We start from the raw sequence: 17,903 nt of genomic DNA on the forward strand, positions 1-17,903 counted from the left end.
TGAGGTTGGAAAGGGGCTCAGCGATTACTGGCCCCTTGCGCGGTGCGGCTCGGGGTGGCCGGAGCCGCACCGGCAGCGGCGACCACTGACTCTTCGGCTTCGTGAGATCGCCGGTTGCGTCGATCGTCCGGATGAGGACGCGACGCACCTTCGACGACTCCGGGGTTCCAAGCCAGCATCAGAAGCGATAGCGGCGTCGCGGTCCCGGTCGGTGCCGGCCAAAAATGGGGTGGCTCTAGGTCTTTCTGACGGACGGCGTCGAGCCACTGCGGGATTCGTTCGCCCTGACGTTCTGTGAGCATGTGCCATCGACGGCGGGCTGATCAAGGCGATCGACTGACCTGGTAGCTCGATGAGGACGGGGGCGGGGAGGGCGTCCCTCGCCGCCTGGATGAGGGTGCGGGCGGCGTCGGCGTCGCCATAGACGGCCATTTCTGCGAGGCCCGCGGCTGGCTGCTGCAACTTCGTGTTACTTACCGAGTGGGTAGTGCCCGGCGAACGAGCCGGGGTTCGGTTCAGGGTCAGCGTGCTGGCGTAGGCCGGCGGCCTGGACCGAGGCCAGCCTCCGGGACCGGTTGCATCGTGTGGTCTCGGCGGAACACACCGGCGTACGACAGGGGTTCTTTACCGGACGTGGCGTTGGTGCGTGGTATTTCAAGCCCGCACGAGATGGGGCCCGCCGACCTGATCGGTCGTGCGGGCCCTTGTAGTACGCGGGCGAAGGCGGACACACGTGTTGACGTGGCCGCGTGGCTCGCCAGGGGATGCTGCGGCAGCTTTTTAGTAGCTGAGGTCCTTCTGGTCGGTGATCAGGCGGCCGGCGATGTGGAGGTTGCCGTCGGAGTCGAGGACCGCGATGATCTTCTTCGTCGAGCCGTGGTGGGTCGTGAAGTAGATCTTGTCGGCCTCCTGCGAGCTGGAGTAGTTCGTATTCACGGACAGCTCGATGCTCACCGGGGAGGTGATGAGCACGTCCTTCTTCGGCGATCGCGGATACACCTGGTTCTCGCGCAGTTTGATACGGCCGTGGGTGTCCCCCTCGTCCCAGTCCGACGCCACTCCGAGATCGATGTCAGCCATGTGACTTCCCCCTTCAGATCCGGTGGATGAGCCCTGCGTTCCGGGCCATTGATGGGACGCCCGGGCCACGACAGAACATATACGCAGAGTCCGCACAAGGTAACGGCGAGTTCTTCACATGACCGGATTTATTCCTGGAAAGTCTGGAATGAATGTTCAAGCCACTACAGAGGAGAAAAGCCCGGAAAAAGGCCTGACAGCGAAGGAAGGCTGCCCGCCTGCCGGGGGATCCGGACCGCGCCGGGGGCCACACGCCATGTGGTCAGGGTGGATGCGGAAGGTCTTGCTCGCGCTCGCGTCGGCGGCGATGGAGCCGAAGACACAGGTCACCGTGGTGGTCGCGGAGGTACATCCGGTGGCGAGGTTGGTGGCCGAGGCGCCGACGGGAAGTGTGGCGGTGAGGGTGGCTGAGGTGAGGGTGGCGGGGCCGGTGTTGCGGGCGGTGAGGGTGTAGTTGAGGTAGGGCGTCAGGACGCCCAGGTGCGGCTGGGCGGTGAGGTCGACGTCGATGTCCGAGGTGGGGGCGCAGGCTTGAAGGCAAGGCCGTAGGGGCCGGTCAACCCGGCGATCGTCGTGGTGACCGTGTTGGTGGCGGTGTCGATCACGTCGGGGTATTGGAACTGCCTGAATACGCCTGTCTCCAGTGTCTGTGGCGCTGACCGCGGTGGCGTCAGTCGTCAGCTGCGACGAGGAGAGTGAGTGTCGCTGCCGGGCGGTCGATGAGGACGAGTTCGTGGTACTCGATATGGATCGGTCCGTAGTCGTGGAACGCATCCTCGGGGAGCTGTCCCAGTAGGTATCTGCTGGTTGCCTTGCGGATTGGAGTGTAGATCTCCTGACGCAGACGTGATGCGAGCGATTCCTGGACGTCTCCATGCTGGTTGGCCCAGGAATGGACGACATCGACCGCCGTCTCGGCATCGACGGTTTTGTAGGCGTCAGGGGTGATTCGTTCAAGCCACCATTGGCCGTGCCGTGGCCAGTCTTGAACGCCAGCTCCGTCGTAGGTGTCCCGAAACTGAGGATGCGCGATCAAAGCAGCCAGCACCTCTCGGTCGTCCAGCGCCTCGGACGACAGCTGGAAACGCTTGGCGTCGATCCAGCGGTAGCCGTGAGAGCCCTCGTCGAAGTCGAAGTCTCGGAAGTTGATGAAAGGGCTGTCCCGGTGGACGAGGGTGGGCACGGGTTCCATGGTGGTCATCGTAGATCTTGACGCTACTCAACCCCGTCAGTGATATGCGGCCTGACCAGTGACTATTCCTCCTGGTGCCCCGGTCCGGGCCCGGCACTTCCGTCCGGATGCACTGCTTGTGAGGTCGAGCGTCGGCTGACTTCGGCTGCGTAGGCGGCCCAGTCTCCCGCGGCGGCTCGCTGCCATTTGACGGCGACGGTGATGTCGATGCCGAGGGTGCGGGCGAGGACTGCTGCGGGCAGTTCGGTGGCGAGCTGGAACAGGGCGGTCGACCGGGTCTCGGCGAGCCGGATGCCGAGTTCGCGCAGTCGTTCGCCCATGGACCAGGCACTGATCGGGCGGCCGGGCTGGCCGCCGGGGAAGAGCCAGGGTGAGTCTGTCCGGGCGAGGACGGCATGGCTGCGACGGACCGCGACTTGTGGAAGGCGAGATCAGCGACGGGTGCCGGGAGTTCGACCGAGACGGCGCCGAGGTGGATGCGGACGGCTCCGTCCGCCTCCTCGATGTGGTCGACGGTGAGCCGGGAGATCGCGGCGGTCCACTGCGCATAGAGGAGCAACAGCAGGCCGGCGAGGCGGTCTCAGGCTTGAGGGTGTCGTCGTGCAGCAGACGGCCCAGGCGATGGATGATGAGGCCCGCTGGGCCACCGCCCGCTCGTGACGATGGGGGTGATCCATCCCTCACGTCCGAGGGCTGACGAGCAGCGCTTCTGCGCGCGCCGCGACTGGCGTGCATGGTGGAAGGACGGGAGGAGTGCCCCCTTTTTCCCTCGCCCTTGGGCTGCACGCGGCCGGCGCGGGCTGAGACCTTCGCCATCGAGTGGTGCGTTCGCCGGCCTGTCGACCGAGGAGCAGGCGGTGCTCCTTGAACTGCGTGCCCCCAACCGTGCCGGTGCCGCCGGGCTCGGGCCCGCTGGGGCTGGTATTACCCGGTGGCCGGGCCGAAGAGGGGGGTGTCTGGGCTGTCGGCAAGGTCGATCAGTGCGCGAAGGCTTTTGCCCACGGTTTCCTGGTGGACTTCGAGGCTTTTACAGACCATGAGGACCAGTTCCAGTCCGTGCTGGCCAACCCGGGTGGGGTCGGCGGCCGAGGCCACCGGGAGAACCGATCCGGAGTCCCACATGACGATGCCCAGCGTGGTGCCATCCGCTTCGAGGTCCACCAGACACGGCCCTGGTGCGTACTTGCACACGTTCGTGGCCAGCTCACTGGCCACCAGTTGCGCCACATCCAACGCCCGCGCGGACACGGCCCAGCCGCGGAGGTTCTGCGCGCTGATGAGGAACTCCCGCACAAAGTCACGGACCCGGGCTATGTCACCCGAGACCATCTCGTACGAGGCCCTGCCCCGCATGATCGCGGTGTCACTCACACGTTCCTCTCCTCGGCCGACGAGACGTCGCCCGGCATCCCGTAACTCACCCGTCGTATGCGGACGTGATCGGCCCACATCGAAGCAACACGCACCCCCACGTACCCGGCATACATGATCTCAGGCCGTCCGGCGGCCAGGTGCACGCCGTTGCGTCCCGCGCTGCCCGGTCAGTCAGGATGCGGCCAGGGCGTCCTGGACGCCCGGGTGGATACGCAGGACCGCGTCGGCGCCCACCACGCTCAACAGCCGTCCCAGGGTCGCGGAAGGCGCGGCGATGCGAAGATCAGCTGCCTGGTGGGTGGCCAGCAGCAGCCCGAGGAAGGAGGAGTCGGCAAACGTGATGCCAGCAGCGTCCACCACCACCCCGCCGTGCGCGGCGACAGCGGCGTCGATCTGCGCCTTCAAGGGCGGCAGGGATTCCAGATCGAACTCACCGCAAGGGGTGATCACCGGCAGCGGCCCGGATCTGTCACCTCGGGACTCAGGGGTTGTCATGACACGATTATCGCAACCCCGACCGCCAGCCCATCACCCACCTGGCGGTCCAGGTCACCGCCGCCGGCTGCGCCCTCCACCCGACAGGTGCCTTGGCCAGGGTGCCGGGCCGGAAGGGCGGTGACCTCGGCGGCCAGATCGGTCAACGACGGTAGGCGACCCTCCTTGACCGTGTCAGCGCCTCGGCCACCCGTGCTCACTCGCCTTCACAAGCCTGCACCGCCAAGTTCTCGGCGACGTTGCCTTCCCGCGGGGGTGTCTCTGGCGGTGGGAGCGACCCGGAGATCGCCCATGCCGTCGAACCCGCCGCTTGCTGAGGACCGGGCGTTCGCCAAGCGGCTCACTGGACGCCTGCCGCTCCTGCCATCATGCGTCTGCCGACCACGTGCTCCAGAGGGCCGACGGCCGAGCCAGGGATGGGGCTGCTCACTGACAGCGGATTGGCGATATGGTTCGCTTGCCCCGCGACCACCATTTCGAGGGAGCACTGGCTGATGGCGGGTATGCGGTCCGCGGGTGCTGCACGGCGGGACGGTCTGCCGGCGGCACTGAGCCTGTTCCAACCTGGCGGCCGTTTGCTCGTTGGGCTGACAGCGCAAAGAAGCCCCTGGTAGACGGGTTTTCGACCAAGAGAACCGGATCCACCAGAGGCTTCACGTGCTTGTTTACCGCTGCGGCATCGACCTGTCCAGCTCCACTTTGCGCTTCCTGGCCGGCCATCTGCGCTCGCGGCATCGACGGCAGGGTACGCGGTGGAAGCGCCTGCCGCCGGGCCGCCAGGCCCTGCTGGTCCTGGCCCACATGCGTATGGGCGACACCCACGCGCCAACTCGCTGCCGGGTTCGGCATCGGCACCGCCACGGCCTACCGCTACATACGCGAAGCGATCGAGGTCCTGGCCGCCCTCGCTCCGACACTCCAGCAGGCTATGGACGAGGCCCGACGCAAGGCCTTCCTGATCCTGGACGGCACGCTCCTGCCGATCGACCGGATAACCGCCGACCGCCCGTACTACTCCGGGAAACACAAACGCCACGGAATGAACGTGCAGGTCATCGCCGATCCACACGGCAAACTGCTGTGGGCCTCGCCCGCGCTGCCCGGTGCCACGCACGACCTGACTGCTGCCCGGACCACCGGGATCATCGAGACGCTGAGCGCCACCGGGCTGACGACCTGGGCCGATCGCGCGTACCAGGCGGCAGGGACGACACATCCGGGTGCCCATGCGCGGCCGGAAGCTCAAGCGATGGCAGCGCCGCCACAACACCACCCACGCCAAGATCCGCTGCGTCGGCGAACAAGCCGTCGCCACGCTGAAGGGCTGGCGAATCCTCCGCAAGAGCCGATGCAGCACCAACCGGATCACCGACCTTGTCCGAGCCGTGCTCACCCTTCATCTGGCCAGGTCAATGCCAAGATGAAATGCGCTCACTGTCCCAGGGATAGACGAACAGACCGGGCCTGACGCCCCACGCGCTGAGCACGGTGATCAGCTCGGACTCGTCCGTGGTCAGTGGACTTGATGAGGGCTGCGCCGATGTCGTAGTCGAATCCATTAACGCGCTTGCGGTCGTACTCCCAGTGCTCAAGCCGTAAGCCGCGTTCGATGTCGCTGCGCGGCGATCCGGCCGTGATGCTGAGACCTCCGCAACCAGTCTCCTGCCGAGGCCCACGGCCCCGGTTGGCCCGCCCAAGGCAAGCGTCGACTGCGCACCTGGCAACGCGCGTCTTGAAGGACGGCCAAATCCGGCGCGGGAAGACCCCGTCGTTGCCCGGAGCGTATATATCGATGGCCTTGAGCACGACATCGCCGTCGTCATGCATGGAGGCGGAGGCGTTACGCCAAGGCGGGCAGTGGACCAGAGGGGTCTTTGAGCCATGCGCGGGCGCGCTTCCGCAGGATGTCGGGAAGTTTGTCCTTGAGGTCGGCGACAGTGACCCCTCGCAAGGAGTCGCGCCAGGCGCGGTCGGCGTCATACATGACCTGTGCCACGCCGCACGGCCTCTCGCATCGTTCGGCAGCCAGGGCGCAGGCGCCGCGCTGTCGGATTTCCGTACAGACGAACGCAGGAGTCGAGCCTTCGATCGCCTCCACGATGTCGAGCACGGTGATGCTGCCCGGGGTTCGTGCGAGCCGGAACCCCCCGCGTGGCCCCGAGGTGGCAGCCAGGACGCCGCTGCGCACAAGGGATTTGAGGTGCTTGGCCAGGTAGGCGTCCGGTAGGCCGTAGTACCCGGCCAGGGTAGTACGGGGCACGGCGGCTCCATCCTCTGTGTGTGCGAGCAGGAGGCAGCAGTGCGCCGCCCACTCGACACCTTGCGACAGCTTCATACCGGCCATTCTAGTTGATGGATATTAAGCGTCGATGATATCTATGACCTGTGACGAACGTGAACGCTCAGTTCGAGATGCATCGGCCCGCAGATCGTCCCGCTCCCCGTGACTGGCGCATGCTTGCGGCAGCACTGACCGCCACCTTCATGGCGAGCTTCGACCTCTTCATCGTCAATGTCGCCACCGAGACCCTGCGCGCGGACCTCGGGGCGAGCGATGCCGAGCTAGGGCTCGTCGTGTCCGGCTACGCGTTCACCTACGCGGCAGGACTGGTGACCGGCGGTCGGCTCGGTGACCGGTACGGCTATCGGCGGATCTTCGTGACCGGTATGGCGTCCTTCACGTTCGCCTCACTGCTGTGCGGACTCGCGCAGTCTCCGGCCCTGCTTGTCGTGGGCCGCCTCGCGCAGGGTCTCGCGGCGGCCGCGATGGTGCCCCAGGTGCTGTCACTGGTCACGGCGCGCTTCCCCGCAGCCCATCGAGGCCGGGCAACGGCCTGGCACGGCGCGGTCAGCGGCTTGGGCGCGATTGCCGGACAGCTGGCCGGCGGCCTCCTGCTGGAAGCGAACATCCTGGGGCTTGGCTGGCGCGTGGTGTTCTTGGTGAACGTTCCTGTGGGCGCCGCTGCCTGCATGCTCGCAGGCAGTCTGTTGCCGGGACTGGTGGGCGCACAGCACCGATTCGACCCGGTCGGCGCCATCGCGGTCACCCTGACGCTTGCTCTGATCCTCGCACCGCTGTCCCTGGGCCGGGACGAGGGATGGCCCGTGTGGACATGGGCCTGCCTGGCTGCGTCCGCACCTGCCCTCTGGCTGACCCTGTGCTGGCAGAGGACGCTTCGGGCGCAGGGCGGCGAACCAGTGCTGGACCCAGCCTTTTTCCGTAACCGCCCGTACATGGTGCTTGTCGCCGCCGTCGGCCTTTTCCAGCTGTATTTCGGCGCATACATGTTCACATTGGCGCTGCTTCTGCAGGCAGGCCTTGAGGCAAGTCCTCTCACGGCGGCACTCGTCTTCCTTCCGCAAGCTGTGCTCTACAGCATCGGCTCGCTGCTCAGTGGGCGGCTGACGGCCCGCCATGGCACAGTGGTTCCAGGAGCCGGAGGCATGCTGATCATTCTGGGACTGGGGCTTCTCGCCGCGCAGCTGGTCGTCACGGGGAACCGCATGGAAGCCGTGGACCTGATTCCATCTCTCATCCTCGTCGGCCTCGGCAACGGGCTTCTGCTGCCCGCGCTGATGGGCACGGCCCTGTCGCACGTGGGCCCGCGGGAAGCAGGCGCAGCGTCGGGTGCCCTCAACACCATCCAACAATCAGCAAGTTCCGTCGGGGTGGCCTTGTTCGGCACGCTCTTCTTCTCCATAGCGGGACCCGGACTGGGTGACGCGCACACTGCCATGGCAACCGTCACGCTCCCCTACATCGCTCTGACCGCGGCGTCCGTGGCCCTCCAGCGGACAAGCTGGGCGAAGACCCCGGCACTCCCGAGGACGGAGGAACCAATGTCCTCCGGAGACGAAGGGTCTGTCCGGAATCAGAACGACATGCCTTCCTGCCAGCCGAAGGACACGACAGGCACGGGGCAGTGAGTGACTGCACTCCCAGATGGGGCGAGAAGACAGCACAGGTACGGCAACCAGGAATCGTTTCACAGCAATGAGCATCGAACGGGGTCGACTTGGGGGAAGTGTCCTACGAGGTGGCACAGAAGAATTCCGTTCGCCGGCTCATCGAGCGGAACAGGACCGTGCTGGGAAGAGACTGTTCCTCCGAGCCGCCCTCCTGTGATCACTTGCACCGCGCGGCCCCCGACTGGCTCCCGTCGTCGACATCGCCGATCAGCCTCGCCGAGGTCGACCCAGGCGGCCATGCCGCCCACCATGGACCGGGCCAACTCATCGGTACCTCGCACTGAACATACGTGCGCTTGGACCGAGCGGCCTGATGCGATGCATCGAGCGCGCCCTGATCCACGCGGCGGCATCACTTGGATTCGCGGCAATACGCCGCGCCCGCGCAGGCCCAACGGCGCAGGCACCGTACCGACCAAGCGGCTGGCCCGCCGGTGGTGTTTACCCTGCGCGAGGTCGTTAGGGAGCCAGACTCGCTCGGACGGCACGGAACGCGGTCGCTGGGTCCGCCGCTCGCGTGACCGCGCGGCCGACGACCACATGCGACGCTCCAGCGGCGATCGCCGCATGCGGTGTCCCGGGGCGGGCATGCTCGGCCGGCGATTCCCAGGACAGCGTGACGCCCGGAGTGATGATCAATGCATCGGGGCCAAGGGCGCTACGCAGGGCCGCGACGTCCTGCGGCGAGGCGATCACGCCGTGACAGCCGACCCTCTGCGCCAACCGCGCCAGACGTAGAACCTGCTCGTCCACCCCATCACCGACGCCGATGTCGGCAAGATCCGCATCAGTTATGCTGGTGACCACAGTCAAAGCAAGGACGCGCAATCCGGGGAAGTCGCGGGCAGCCTCGACTGCCGCGGAAACGATGCCGCTGCCCCCCATGCCATGCACGGTGACCATCGACACGCCCAGTGTCCCCGCGGCGCGAACCGCCCCAGCAACCGAATGCGGGATCTCGAAGAGCTTGAGGTCCAGGAAGACCTCCTTGCCCTGGGCCACAAGAGCCTTGACGGCATCGGGCCCCGCCGCGGTAAGCAACTCCAAGCCGACCTTGTAGGCGCCGCACGCCTCACCCAGTTGCTCCACAAGGACATCTGCGGCTGCACGGCTGTCGCAATCCAGGGCCACGATGATCTGGCTGGTCGGATCCACAACGACATCATGCCGCCGCCCATGCCACGGCCGGCGGCCGGGGCGGCCGATCTGACCCGCTGACCTTTCGGTCACGGCGCTACCGGAGGCCGTTGGCTGCCCGACGCGCAGCACGGGCAGGGCACGTTCGAGCGCGGCGGGGTCTGAGTGAGGCCCGATCCTTTCGGCGCGCGATGCGGGCCCTGCAACTTCGTGCCCGTCGCGCCGTAGGCGAGAGAGAGGAAGTCGGGCCTTTGCAGGTGTCGTGGTCCCGGGATCGGCAGACAATTCCGTCGGGCGACCCGCTTCACTGGACCCCTACAAGCCCTACCTGGAGCGACGCTTCGCCGAGGGATGCACCAGCGTCACCCGCCTTCACAGTGAACTCGTCGCCGACAACGCGCCCGTCACTTACCAGATGGTCCGCAGCCACATCGGCCGGCGAGCGATTGTCAATTCCTGTGGATCACCGCGGGCAGCTTCAAGTGGCCCGCAGCCATTGATCGAGGACTGCGAAGTCTTCGTCGGTAAGGCCGCGGGACGACGCGATGCGGTGGAGAAGGCTCGGGGTGGGGTGGTGGGTGGACACCCAGTCCCGATCGGCGTCGGTGATCTCGTCGTCGACCCAGACGAACGGGCGTCCGTCCGCCCGTGCCGCCAGGGTTCGGGTCTTCCAGTGGAGCCCGTACCACTGGTCCTCGCGTTCCTGCGCGTCGGAGGGTTCCGGCCAGTGCACGACCGGCAGGGGCGGCAGGCCGAGCCGCGGTGCTATGTCGGTGTTCGCAGCCTCTTCCCAGGTGGTGGCCCAGACCAGCTCGCACGGCAGTGCCGCGAGGCGAGGCCCGACGCGCGGGTCGAGCCGCGTGAGGTGCGAATCCGTGGCGGTGCTTGACGGCTCGCGTTGCAGGCTGTCACCGAACGGCAGAAGAGGTCCGTCGACGTCCAGGAACAGCAGCGGACGTTCCTCGCGCTCACTCATGCTGCAGCCTCCTGCTCACGCTCGACCAGGACGCCGCGTTCGAAGCGGGCGCCGTTGCGGACGAGGGCGACGAGGTGGGGTGCGGTGATCGCGCGCCAGCGGGCCTGGGCGGACTCGGCGAGCTTGAACACCATCGCCAGGGCCGCGGCCGGGCTGCCGGCGCCGCGGGGGACCTTGGTCCGCAGCTTCACCGTGCTGAAGGTCGACTCGATCGGATTCGTCGTGCGCAGGTGGACCCAGTGCTCGGCCGGGAAGTCGTAGAACGCCAGGAGTTCATCGACGTCGGCGGCGATCTGCTTGACGGCCTTGGGCCACCTCGCGCCGTAGGCGCGTTCGAAGTCCTTCACCGCCTTCTCGGCGTGATCGCGGTCCTCGACGTTGCAGATCTCCTGCAGCGCCTTCTTCGCGCCCGGCTGAGCCGATCTCGGCAGGGCGTTGACCACGTTCCGGGTTTTGTGAACCCAGCACCTTTGACGTCTGGCCTGCGGAAACACCTCGGCCAGGGCCCGCCACAGGCCCATGGCTCCGTCGCCGACGACGAGCTCGGGATCGCGCATGCCGCGCCGGCGGCAGTCCCGCAGAAGGTCGGCCCAGGACTCGGTCGACTCGCGCAAGCCCTCGGCGAGCGCGATCAGCTCCTTACTGCCGTCGGTGCGCACGCCCATGAGGACCAGGACGCAGGAACGGACCTGGCCCAGGCGGACCTTGGGGTGGACGCCGTCGGCCCACACGTACCCGTAGTCGGACCCGGACAGGTCCCGTTCCTGGAAGGCGGCGTGGTCCTCGCTCCACTGCTTGGTCATCCGGGTCACCGTGGCCGGCGAGAGCCCGGCGGCCGAGCCGAGGAACTGCTCCATCGGGGGCACGAAGTCACCGGAGGACAGACCGTGCAGGTGGAGCAGGGGCAGGACCTCGCTGATCTTCGGGGACTTCCGGCACCAGGGGGCGAGGATCTTCGACGAGAACCGCTTGCGCTCGCCCGTCTCGCCATCGGCCCGCTTGTCGTTCACCCGTGGCGCCTTCACCGCGATCGGCCCGGCGGCGGTGGTTACCGTCCGCTCCCGGTAATGGCCGTTGCAAACCACCAGACGGCGACCGGCCTCGTCCCACTCGCCCACCAACTCGGCTATGTACTCGTTGACTTCGGCTTCCAGGGCCGCGGCGAGCATCCGACGGGCACCCTCACGGACGATGTCATCCATCAGGGAGCCGCTTTGGGTGGTGCCATCCTCGTTGACTACGCTCAGCACGGGCGCGCCTTCCCGACCCGCGCTGCAACGCGGGCCTACTCAATGACCAGAAATCGATCACTCGGGAAGGTACGCCCTCCGCGTTCCGCGAGGCACCCCTCCCGAGTCCGATCCACAGGTCTTGAGCATTGCTCATCGCCGACCTCCGTAAAGTTCCGCCTGGCGCGCCGCCGCGGCCCCCATCAGTGCGCCAGGTGACTGGCTGGCTCACCCGGTACCCCACGATCCTGACCAAGGAAGACCGGGCCGGCCTGAAGGAGGTCCTGGCCCGCTGCCCCGAACTAGACACGGCCGCCGGACACGTCCGCGACTTCGGCGAGATACTCACCGACCGCCTCGGCCCCTCACTCCCCGCCCGGATCGACGCTGTCGACGTCAGCCGGATACCTGGCCTCACCAGCTTCGCACTCCACCTCCTGCGAGACCTCGACGCCGCGACCCCTGGGCTCACTCTCGACTGGAGCTCCAGCAGCATCGAGAGCGCTGTGAACCACATCAAGAAGATCACGAGGCAGCTCTACGGCCGAGCCGGATTCGAACTCCTCCGCAAGATGATCTTGCTCCAGGAGCACTCCGAGCCCGCCGAAGACCTGCGCCAGAACCGAGACTGACAGCAGCCAAAGAGGTCGGCTGGAGCATGTCGGTGCCGACGGAAATAATTCGAGCTGTGGACCTGAGACCGGAGTTGCCGCAGCCCGTGAGCCAGCAACGGCTGGGCGAGCTGTGCACCGAGGTAGAGCGGATCGCTGAGCTGCTGGTCGCCTGCCCGGAGGCGGTAGACAATGCGATCACGGCCTTCAACGTGATGACCGGTCACGACTACCTGGCCCTCGACTTCGCCGAGTACGACGCAAGCAGGAGCCTTGAGGAGTTCGCGAGGGAGGCGGCCCGGCCGGCTCGCCCCGTGGTTGCGGACATCACCCGGGACGAACTCGTTGAGATCGTTCACAGACTCCTGACTGCCTCTGCAGAGAGCGACTACTATCTGCGGCTCCTGGAGGCGAACGTGTCACACCCCCAGGTGAGTGACCTGGTCTTCTACCCCTCGGACGGCCTTCAGGACGCGTCTGCGGAGCAGATTGTCGATCAGGCCCTGCAGTACCGGCCGATCGCGCTCTGAGCTGCCGGGGAAGCCAGCTGGCCGTGGCTGGTTGTTCGGCACGGGTGCTGGCGAGGTGGCGGGAGCCGGTGCGCGTTTACTGATCGTTTCAGCATGAGTTGAGCTCCGGACTTTGCGCTCGACGATCCTGGTCGGCAGAGCGGAGCGGCTCTCCTGTCAGGTGACAATCAGCCGCTGCCTACCGTCGATGAGTTCGCGCACGGCGTCCAGGTGGCCGGCGTGGGTGGCGGTCTCTGTGATCACGTGCAGGATGACCTTGCGGAGGTTGTCGTACCGCCAGCTGCCGAAGAAGTCTGGCCACCAGCCCGGGGCGGCGTCCAGGTCGGCGCCGGCCAGGAAGGCGTCCGCGAGCTCGCCTTCCTGGCGGTAGAGGGCGAAGACCTCCTCGGCTGTCATCTCCGGGGTGGGCTGCCACGCGTCCTCGCCGGATCCGAGGATCTCCTCGATCGCCGCTCGTTCTCCCGCCGCAACCGCGCGGAACCAGAACTTCTCGTCGTCCAGGGCAAGGTGGTGCACCAGCCCCAGGCACGTCCAGCCGGACGGTAGCACCGGGCGCCGCAGCGCTTCCTCGTCCAGGCCCTCCAGGATGTCCAGGACGTGCTTGCGCTTGCTGTTCAGGACGTCGAGCAACGTGGTCAGTTCAGTGTCAGTCATGGGCCGAACCGTATCGGGGCCCACTGACACCCGACTCGCTGGTCGTTTCAGGATGCCGTTCTGAGTCGTCGCAGGCAGATGATGACGCAGGCCAGTTCGAGGAGGCCCTGGTGGAGGTCGGCGCGCCGTTCGTAGCGGGTGCGGAGCCGCTTGAACTGGTGCAGCCAGGCGAAGGCGCGCTCGACTACCCAGCGCACCCTGCCCAGCCCGGAGCCGTGTGCGACGCCGCGTCGGGCGATCATCGGCTTGATGCCCCGCTTCCACAGCAGGCGGCGGTACTTGTCGAAGTCGTAGCCCCGGTCGGCGTACAGACGTCGAGGCCCGCGGCGGGGCCGTCCGCACAGTCCCCGGATCGGCGGGACTGCGTCCAGCAGTGGCAGAAGCTGGGTGACGTCATGTCGGTTCCCGCCGGTGAGCGTCACAGCGAGCGTAGTCCCGTGGCGATCGACGATCAGGTGGTGCTTGGAACCGGGGCGGGCGCGATCGACGGGACAACCATCGACTTTACGGCGTTCTGCTTGTTCTTCCCGGAGATGAACTTCTCCCGGTCCTTGCGCCCGACGGCCGGACGACGCACCCGGACCTCGGTGCCGTCGATGATCCCGGTCTGTCCGCTCACGCCGAGGGGGTCGACCACCTCGGCGAGTGTGCGCAGGCAGATGTCAGGCGCGACGGTGCAGCCCCGCTGGGCGAGCAGTGGCCGCACTTCACCGATCGCACGCGTAATGGTGGAGCGGTCCACACCGAACCAGCAGGCCAGCACGTCGTGTGTCGTTGAATGGCGAAGGTGCACGAGCGTGGCCAACAGGCGGTCGACGAAGATCAGCTTGTGCTTGGCCCCGGCCCCAACGGCCCGGCGGCGAGGGCGAGACGTCAGCACCGCCTGGTGCCGCTCGTGCCACAACGGGCCGACCTCGGCGACGAGTTCTGCGATCACGTCGGGCGTCAGCCCGGTGATCCGCTGGCTACCGATGATTGCCGCACGCGTCCGATTCCCCACCACTCGGATCATGATCAACGATCAAGGTCTCGGCGCACTACCACCAACCATGCACGAGCTCGTAAAGGGTGTTGCAGAAGGCTCAGTTCCGGGCATTCCCCTGTATGGGTGGGGTGTTGCGGGCTGAGCCGGTGTGGGTCGAGCCGTTCACAGGCTTGCGGATCGACCGGTTCGCGAAGCTCGTGAAAGTGGTGAAGGAGCGGGGCGGGAACGGTCCCGGTGGTGGCCGGCCGTGGTGCCTGCCTCTGGCAGACCGGGTCCTGCTGGTGGCCGTCTACTACCGCACCAACCTCACCATGCGGCAGCTCGCCCCGCTCTTCGGGATCTCCGCTGCCACCGTCTGCCGGGTCATCCACCGCCTGCGGCCGCTGCTGGCCCTGGAGGCGGCCCCGCGGCCGGTTGCTGACGTGGACCGGCTGTGGATCGTGGACGGAACCTTGATCCCGGTCCGCGACCGCAAGGTGGGCGCCTCGTCCCGCAACTACCGGTTCTCGGCGAACGTGCAGGTCATCATCGATGCGGACACCCGCCTGGTCATCGCCTCGGCCCGGCCCGCACCGGGCAACAAGGCCGACGCCCACGTCTGGCGGGAGTCGGGCCTGCCGGCCACCGCGGCCGGGACGACGGTGATCGCGGACGGCGCCTACCTCGGCACCGGCCTGATCGTCCCGCACCGCAAGAGAGCCGGCCGCCCCCCTCCTGCGCGGCCAGGAGGAAGACAACGCCGAACACCGGCGCGTCCGAGCCCGCGCCGAACACACCTTCACCCGGATGAAGAACTGGAAGATCCTCCGCGACTGCCGCCAGAAAGGAGACGGCCTCCACCACGCGGTCCAAGCCGTCGCCACCATGCACAACCTCGCCATAACACGGTGAAACAGCAGGTCAGCAACCACTCCAGCCTGCCCAAGCCCGACCTTCTGCAACACCCTCTAGGTGGGCCTGGACCTCACCGGTCGTCAGCCCCTTCGCGGAGAGTGAGATGACCATCTCGTCCACGCCGGTCAGGCGCTTCTGCCGCTTCTTGACGATCTTCGGCTCGAACGATCCGTCACGGTCCCAGGACACGGATATCTCACCGGGCCGACATCCGTCAGCCCTGAGTCGTGTTCCGTTGCGGCTGTTCCCGCCGTTCTTCCCGGCCGGATTGTGCTTGTCATAGCCGAGGTGGTCGGCGCCGCGGCGGTCGAGTTCCATGTAGCCGAGTTCGTCGATGTACAAAAGATCAACGCGGCCGTAGCGGGCAATCGTCTTGTTGAGCTGCTTCTCGTCGGCAGCCTCGACCAGCTCGTTCACCAGCTTCGTGGCGAGCGTGTAGCGGACGCGGTAACCCTTCATCGCCGCCCCCGCCCGCAAGGAGATGAGCATGTGGGACTTGCCGGTGCCGGAATCGCCGATCAGGCAGAGCGGCTGACCCTTCTTGATCCACTCACAGCTGGCCGTGTGGGTGGTCGCCGCGTCGATGTTGGGGTTGGCGTCGAAGTCGAAGGCCCGTAGGGACGCGGGCGTCGTCACCGCCTCGGTGGCGTCCAGGCGCGCGCTGGGGGGGTGCCCCTATGTCTTTGGTCAAGGGAAACGGGGGTGCGTCGGGTCGGTGAGCCGGGGCAGCATGGCGGGGTGGCTGATCTGCTGTGGGATGACGTGAAGTGCTTCTTCGACCCGGACATCATGGGGTCGCTGCCGGACGTGCGTGTCCCGAACACTTCGGCGGAGGACTGGCAGGCGGTCCTCGATCTGGTCGCGGAGAAGGGCTGGAATTACCAGTACTCCGAAGGAGAGACGGTGCTTCCGGTGCCCCGGGCGGAGGCCGTGCTGTCCCGCCCGGCGGATGACGAGTGCCCTGACCTGCGAGTCTGGCTGACTGCCGATGTGCTGGCGATCTTCCGGTTTCATGCCGACGATGAAGTCGACTTCGACATCGACCTGCGGGAGTTGCAGGGCCAGGAACGATTTGATGTGTTCTGCGACTTCCTCCGGGAGATCGGGCGGCGGCTGGGCAAGCCAGTGCTGATGGACACGGAGGGCGACTACGGCCATCCGGTGCTCGGCTTCGACGTCGAGGCCGATCGAGTCGTCCTCCTCGCGGACCCGCAGGTCAGGTGACTGCGGCCGCCGGCTGCGGTTCGTAGAAGGTGCCGTCGCGGAGCATCGCGAACAGCACGTCGGCTCGGCGTCTGGCGAGGCAGAGCAGGGCCTGGGTGTGGTGCTTTCCCTGGGCGATCTTCTTGTCGTAGTAGGTCCGGGAGGCCGGGTCGGCCAGGGCGGCGAAGATGTCCTCGACCAGCCTCTCGGCCATCCTCGGGGCCTTAGGCCGGAGCAGAGTGACCGGTCGCCGTCGGCCGGCCTTGCGTATCTGGGCCGGGGACCCGAACCGTTCCAGCAGCGTGAGGATGGCCGGGTGCTGCAGCCGCGGCCCCAGCACCCGTTCCAGCGATGGGTGGGTCTGGGTCAGCAGGCCGTGCAGCCGGTTCGCGACCCTGGTCACTTCCCCTGCGAGGTCGTCGTCGAACCCGACGATCATCTCCAGCTCGGCGATCGTCTCGTCCTCGCCGTCGATCGCCCGCAGCGTGTGCGGCATCGCGCGGGCCGCGTCCGCGATGATGAACGCGTCCCTCGCGTCCGTCTTCGCCTCGCCCGGGTAGAGGTCGGCGATCCGCCGCATCGTCAGCCCCGGCAGGTAGGCGACCGGGCAGCCCATGTCCCGTGCGACCGCCAGCGGCAGGGCGCCGATCGAGGCCGGCTGGTCGACCACGACCAGCACCGTCCCGTGCTTGGCCTTCAGTTTCGCGAACAGCTCGCGGAGCTTGGGCTCGGTGTTGGGCAGGCGGTTGTCGAAGGCCTTCTTCCCGGCCGGGGTGACGGTGGTGGCGTGGTGTTCGCCCTTGCCGACGTCCAGGCCGAGGAAGACGTCGATGTCGCCGGTGTCGATCACGTGCAGGCCCCTCCGCTCACGCTTTCGTCCGGCCTTGCCAGGGCACCTAGCTGCCACATCCACGTTACGGAGAGCTCTTCCGGCCTGGGTGAAGCCGGTGCTCAAGCCCCTCATCAGCGGTCCGTCGATGCCTCCGGGCCGGTGACACCACCCCCCGGATCATGAACAACAAGGGGGGGAAGTCATGCCGGACCCGAAGGCCGGAGGCCCCATTGCGGAGCCACAAAGAAGGTGACGGGGGGACGCTCCTCTGAGTAGTAGTGGCCCGCCATCCTCACCACCGGCTCCAGACCCCCCACCCCATCATCGATAACTGTGAGCTTATCCGATCTTTCGAAAGCACTCATTGTTCGAGTTGTATTTCCAGGGCAGCATTAGATCGTTCCTGGCACCACGAGGCTGTTCTGGAAAGAGCGCACCCTGGGAACGCTTCAAAGAAGACAGAAATTCGCCAAGGGCGAGGGAAGGCATAAAATGGAAATGACGGGACGTCGAAGTAGAGTTCTGTCCTCAGCAGTACTCAGTGTGCTGGTGAGTGGGATCGCGGCATTGAGTTCGACACCGGCATTGGCCTCGGACGCAAGTATCATGTCCCGCCCTACGTCGTGTAGCTATCAGATTCCCGGGAGTTGGGGAGCGGTAGCGATATGTGACCACTCCAACGGCGGACACTATCGGGCGCTCGTCATCTGCAAGGACTCAAAGGGAAATCTTTACAACTACG

Annotated in this window: 18 protein-coding genes and 4 pseudogenes; 6 read left to right on the forward strand and 16 right to left on the reverse strand. The window is 66.8% G+C overall.

Annotation, left to right across the window (positions count from 1 at the left end):
* Positions 1-780 precede the first annotated feature (780 nt).
* From BLW14_RS00095 to BLW14_RS00120, 7 genes are all read right to left on the reverse strand, one after another.
* Positions 781-1,080, reverse strand: coding sequence for a DUF6342 family protein (locus tag BLW14_RS00095; protein ID WP_093703129.1), 300 nt, complete (start codon positions 1,078-1,080; stop codon positions 781-783).
* Positions 1,081-1,236: 156 nt separating this feature from the next.
* Positions 1,237-1,590 carry a hypothetical protein gene (locus BLW14_RS34840; protein WP_256332969.1) on the reverse strand — a complete coding sequence of 118 codons (354 nt, stop codon included), beginning with the start codon at positions 1,588-1,590 and terminating at the stop codon, positions 1,237-1,239.
* Complete coding sequence (locus tag BLW14_RS34845; protein ID WP_256332601.1) at positions 1,548-1,685, reverse strand: hypothetical protein; 138 nt, start codon at positions 1,683-1,685, stop codon at positions 1,548-1,550. The genes BLW14_RS34840 and BLW14_RS34845 overlap by 43 nt, the downstream gene beginning before the upstream one ends.
* A gap of 65 nt (positions 1,686-1,750) precedes the next feature.
* Positions 1,751-2,272, reverse strand: a complete 522-nt coding sequence (locus BLW14_RS00105; RefSeq protein ID WP_177153851.1) for a hypothetical protein — start codon at positions 2,270-2,272, stop codon at positions 1,751-1,753.
* Between the two features lie 62 nt (positions 2,273-2,334).
* Positions 2,335-2,592: a hypothetical protein gene (locus BLW14_RS00110; protein WP_177153852.1), complete on the reverse strand. Its 258-nt coding sequence runs from the start codon at positions 2,590-2,592 to the stop codon at positions 2,335-2,337.
* A 604-nt stretch (positions 2,593-3,196) separates the two neighbouring features.
* The gene (locus BLW14_RS00115) at positions 3,197-3,625 is read right to left on the reverse strand and encodes an ATP-binding protein (RefSeq protein ID WP_093710590.1); all 429 of its coding nucleotides are present in this window, start codon (positions 3,623-3,625) and stop codon (positions 3,197-3,199) included.
* A 192-nt stretch (positions 3,626-3,817) separates the two neighbouring features.
* Positions 3,818-4,141 carry an STAS domain-containing protein gene (locus BLW14_RS00120; RefSeq protein WP_093703135.1) on the reverse strand — a complete coding sequence of 108 codons (324 nt, stop codon included), beginning with the start codon at positions 4,139-4,141 and terminating at the stop codon, positions 3,818-3,820.
* Between the two features lie 657 nt (positions 4,142-4,798).
* Here BLW14_RS00120 and BLW14_RS00125 point away from each other — a divergent pair.
* A pseudogene (locus tag BLW14_RS00125) lies at positions 4,799-5,565 on the forward strand (transposase family protein).
* 416 nt (positions 5,566-5,981) lie between these two features.
* Here BLW14_RS00125 and BLW14_RS00135 read toward each other — a convergent pair.
* Complete coding sequence (locus BLW14_RS00135) at positions 5,982-6,476, reverse strand: RrF2 family transcriptional regulator (protein WP_093710591.1); 495 nt, start codon at positions 6,474-6,476, stop codon at positions 5,982-5,984.
* A 50-nt stretch (positions 6,477-6,526) separates the two neighbouring features.
* Here BLW14_RS00135 and BLW14_RS00140 point away from each other — a divergent pair, with 50 nt between their 5' ends.
* Positions 6,527-8,068, forward strand: a complete 1,542-nt coding sequence (locus BLW14_RS00140; protein WP_093703137.1) for an MFS transporter — start codon at positions 6,527-6,529, stop codon at positions 8,066-8,068.
* 501 nt (positions 8,069-8,569) lie between these two features.
* Here BLW14_RS00140 and pyrF read toward each other — a convergent pair.
* From pyrF to BLW14_RS00155, 3 genes are all read right to left on the reverse strand, one after another.
* The gene (pyrF, locus tag BLW14_RS00145; RefSeq protein ID WP_093703139.1) at positions 8,570-9,265 is read right to left on the reverse strand and encodes an orotidine-5'-phosphate decarboxylase; all 696 of its coding nucleotides are present in this window, start codon (positions 9,263-9,265) and stop codon (positions 8,570-8,572) included.
* A gap of 460 nt (positions 9,266-9,725) precedes the next feature.
* Positions 9,726-10,223: an HAD domain-containing protein gene (locus BLW14_RS00150; protein ID WP_093703141.1), complete on the reverse strand. Its 498-nt coding sequence runs from the start codon at positions 10,221-10,223 to the stop codon at positions 9,726-9,728.
* On the reverse strand, positions 10,220-11,473 hold the full coding sequence (locus tag BLW14_RS00155; protein ID WP_093703143.1) for an IS256 family transposase: 1,254 nt from the start codon (positions 11,471-11,473) through the stop codon (positions 10,220-10,222). The genes BLW14_RS00150 and BLW14_RS00155 overlap by 4 nt, the downstream gene beginning before the upstream one ends.
* Before the next feature lie 194 nt (positions 11,474-11,667).
* Here BLW14_RS00155 and BLW14_RS00160 point away from each other — a divergent pair, with 194 nt between their 5' ends.
* Both BLW14_RS00160 and BLW14_RS00165 read left to right on the forward strand, forming a co-directional pair.
* Positions 11,668-12,084 carry a hypothetical protein gene (locus BLW14_RS00160; protein ID WP_256332603.1) on the forward strand — a complete coding sequence of 139 codons (417 nt, stop codon included), beginning with the start codon at positions 11,668-11,670 and terminating at the stop codon, positions 12,082-12,084.
* 56 nt (positions 12,085-12,140) lie between these two features.
* On the forward strand, positions 12,141-12,593 hold the full coding sequence (locus BLW14_RS00165; protein ID WP_093703145.1) for a bacteriocin immunity protein: 453 nt from the start codon (positions 12,141-12,143) through the stop codon (positions 12,591-12,593).
* 156 nt (positions 12,594-12,749) lie between these two features.
* On the opposite strand, the gene BLW14_RS00170 is transcribed toward BLW14_RS00165, so the two are convergent.
* The 3 genes and pseudogenes from BLW14_RS00170 to BLW14_RS00180 all read right to left on the reverse strand — a co-directional run bounded on the left by BLW14_RS00170 (position 12,750) and on the right by BLW14_RS00180 (position 14,259).
* Positions 12,750-13,247, reverse strand: coding sequence for a DinB family protein (locus tag BLW14_RS00170; RefSeq protein ID WP_093703147.1), 498 nt, complete (start codon positions 13,245-13,247; stop codon positions 12,750-12,752).
* Between the two features lie 47 nt (positions 13,248-13,294).
* Positions 13,295-13,753, reverse strand: a pseudogene (locus BLW14_RS00175) (IS5 family transposase); the annotation flags it as partial.
* Positions 13,699-14,259: a helix-turn-helix domain-containing protein gene (locus BLW14_RS00180; RefSeq protein WP_256332604.1), complete on the reverse strand. Its 561-nt coding sequence runs from the start codon at positions 14,257-14,259 to the stop codon at positions 13,699-13,701. The pseudogene BLW14_RS00175 and the gene BLW14_RS00180, both read right to left, overlap by 55 nt.
* Before the next feature lie 92 nt (positions 14,260-14,351).
* On the opposite strand from BLW14_RS00180, the pseudogene BLW14_RS00185 reads away from it, so the two are divergent.
* A pseudogene (locus tag BLW14_RS00185) lies at positions 14,352-15,123 on the forward strand (transposase).
* Between the two features lie 60 nt (positions 15,124-15,183).
* Here the strand turns inward: BLW14_RS00185 and BLW14_RS35595 are convergent.
* A pseudogene (locus BLW14_RS35595) lies at positions 15,184-15,762 on the reverse strand (ATP-binding protein); the annotation flags it as partial.
* A gap of 102 nt (positions 15,763-15,864) precedes the next feature.
* Between BLW14_RS35595 and BLW14_RS00195 the strand changes: the two are divergent.
* Positions 15,865-16,350 (forward strand): hypothetical protein, encoded by a 486-nt coding sequence (locus tag BLW14_RS00195; RefSeq protein WP_177153855.1) that lies wholly within the window; start codon positions 15,865-15,867, stop codon positions 16,348-16,350.
* Here the strand turns inward: BLW14_RS00195 and BLW14_RS00200 are convergent.
* Positions 16,343-17,179 carry an IS110 family transposase gene (locus BLW14_RS00200; RefSeq protein ID WP_107468427.1) on the reverse strand — a complete coding sequence of 279 codons (837 nt, stop codon included), beginning with the start codon at positions 17,177-17,179 and terminating at the stop codon, positions 16,343-16,345. The two genes, BLW14_RS00195 and BLW14_RS00200, sit on opposite strands and share 8 nt — an antisense overlap.
* Positions 17,180-17,903 lie beyond the last annotated feature (724 nt).

Source organism: Streptomyces sp. 2131.1, from assembly GCF_900105515.1.
Taxonomy (GTDB): domain Bacteria; phylum Actinomycetota; class Actinomycetes; order Streptomycetales; family Streptomycetaceae; genus Streptomyces; species Streptomyces drozdowiczii.